At 45.6% G+C, this 2,044-nt stretch carries 3 protein-coding genes; all 3 read left to right on the top strand.

Going from position 1 to position 2,044, the window contains the following annotated elements:
- The coding region (locus tag GRP75_RS25415) for a M3 family oligoendopeptidase (protein ID WP_160790714.1) at positions 1 to 812 on the top strand (812 nt) is incomplete at its 5' end.
- A 56-nt stretch (positions 813 to 868) separates the two neighbouring features.
- A complete protein-coding gene (locus GRP75_RS25420; RefSeq protein ID WP_069079865.1) occupies positions 869 to 1,291 on the top strand; it encodes a LapA family protein in 423 nt (140 codons plus the stop codon).
- 13 nt (positions 1,292 to 1,304) lie between these two features.
- Positions 1,305 to 2,044: zinc-binding metallopeptidase family protein (locus GRP75_RS25425; protein ID WP_160790715.1), on the top strand; the 740-nt coding region annotated here is incomplete at its 3' end.

A 2,044-nucleotide genomic window follows, 5' to 3' on the forward strand; every position in this document is an offset into this window, starting at 1 on the left:
CACTTGGCGCGGACTATCTGGCTTCGTTGCAAAAAGGCTATGATGAGCGCTGGATTGATGTATACGAAAATGAAAACAAACGCACTGGTGCATACAGTTGGGGAGCTTATGGTACCCACCCATATGTGCTGCTGAATCATAAAGACAACCTGAACAGCATGTTCACACTTGCTCATGAAATGGGGCATGCGTTGCATTCGTACTATTCAGACAACGCATTGAAGTATAGAGATGCACAGTACACCATTTTCCTGGCTGAAGTGGCATCCACAACCAATGAAGCGTTGCTAATGGACTACTTGCTGAACAAATCAACCGATCCGAAAGAGAAAATGTACCTTCTCACCTACTATGCAGATCAATTCCGCACAACGGTATTCCGTCAAACCATGTTTGCGGAATTTGAGAAAATTGTACATGAACGCGCTGAACAGGGGGAATCCCTTACACCGCAGCTTTTATCGGAGATTTACTATGATCTGAATGTGAAATATCACGGGCCTGGCATGAAGGTAGACAAAGACATTGAAATGGAATGGGCACGGATCCCTCATTTTTATAACAGTTTTTATGTCTACAAATATGCTACTGGCTTCTCGGCAGCAACTAGTTTCTCGAAACAGATTCTGGAAGAAGGCCAACCAGCCGTTGACCGTTACTTGGGCTTCTTAAAGAGCGGTGGCAGTGATTATTCAATTAATATTTTGAAAAAAGCTGGCGTTGACATGTCCTCTCCGCAGCCGATCCGCGAAGCGATGAGCGTATTCGAAGAAGTCATTACAGAAATGGAAAAGCTAACTGAAGGAAAGTAAAACCGTGCGCCCTTAAAATCCAGCATTTAAATGATGCACGGATAAATCCCTTGTCCATGGCGGGCAAGGGATTTTATAATGTAACGGGAGGAGGTGGCATTTTGAAAACACAATGGTCTTTGATCGCAGCTCTTGTTATTGCTCTGTTAACAGCTGTATTTGCTGTTATTAATGTGAATTCGGTTCAAGTGAACCTTCTATTCAGTATGGTTAGCATTCCTTTGATTCTGCTTATTCTTGGTTGCACTCTTCTAGGTGGACTTATTGTCGGTTCTTTCGGTATTTTCCGCCAATATAGGCTTCAGAGAGAGATTAAACGTCTGACTACTCAGCTTCATACATTACAAGAAGAGCACACATCCACGGTGGAAGCAAACGCGGATGTGACCTATGACACGACTGGGTCTTCCAGCACAGGGTCTACTTTCGACCAAGAAATAGAGCAACCGTCCTCTAAACCTGATCGGTTGTCCAAATGAGGAGGAGCAACAAATGACGATTCAATTAAATGAAGATTATATGATGAACTTTTTAAATCAGCTACTGAACACGCCCAGTCCCAGTGGGTACACACACCATGTGATGGAGCTGATTCATAAGGAAGCTGAGAGCCTCGGGGTACCCATCGAATGGAATGCAAAAGGCGGTGCCATCTTGACTCTGGAAGGTCAGGAAACGGACCGTACGGTGGCGCTGAGCGCACATGTGGATACATTGGGCGCGATGGTACGTTCGATTACAGCACAAGGCACCCTACGTCTGACATCCGTCGGCGGTTTCATGATGAACAGCATTGAGAACGAATACTGCCTTATTCATACCCGAAGCGGACAAACGTATACGGGCACTATTCTGTCCAGCCATCCATCCGTGCACGTCTATGATGATGCACGAAGCTTTGAGCGCAAGGAGAGCCACATGGAGGTTCGGATTGACGAGCTTGTTGAGTCAAAAGAAGACGTTCTTCAGCTCGGTATTGCGGTGGGCGATTTTATTTCGTTCGATGCGCGTCCAGTCGTAACACCGAGTGGATTTATCAAGTCACGGCATCTGGATGATAAAGCTAGTGTAGCTGCACTGTTTGGTCTACTGGAATCTGCTGTACATGGAAACTGGAAGCCTCGACATACCGTTAAATTGCTCATTTCTAACTATGAGGAAGTGGGGCACGGAGCGGCTTACATACCTGAAGGAATCAGTGAGATGATAGATGTCGATATGTGCTGTATGGG

Source organism: Paenibacillus sp. OT2-17, from assembly GCF_009827695.1.
GTDB classification, from domain to species: Bacteria; Bacillota; Bacilli; order Paenibacillales; family Paenibacillaceae; genus Paenibacillus; species Paenibacillus polymyxa_B.

Excerpts from the sequence above, each read along its gene's own strand:
- GRP75_RS25420 (WP_069079865.1), top strand. The coding sequence starts at position 869 with ATGGCGGGCAAGGGATTTTATAATGTAACGGGAGGAGGTGGCATTTTG.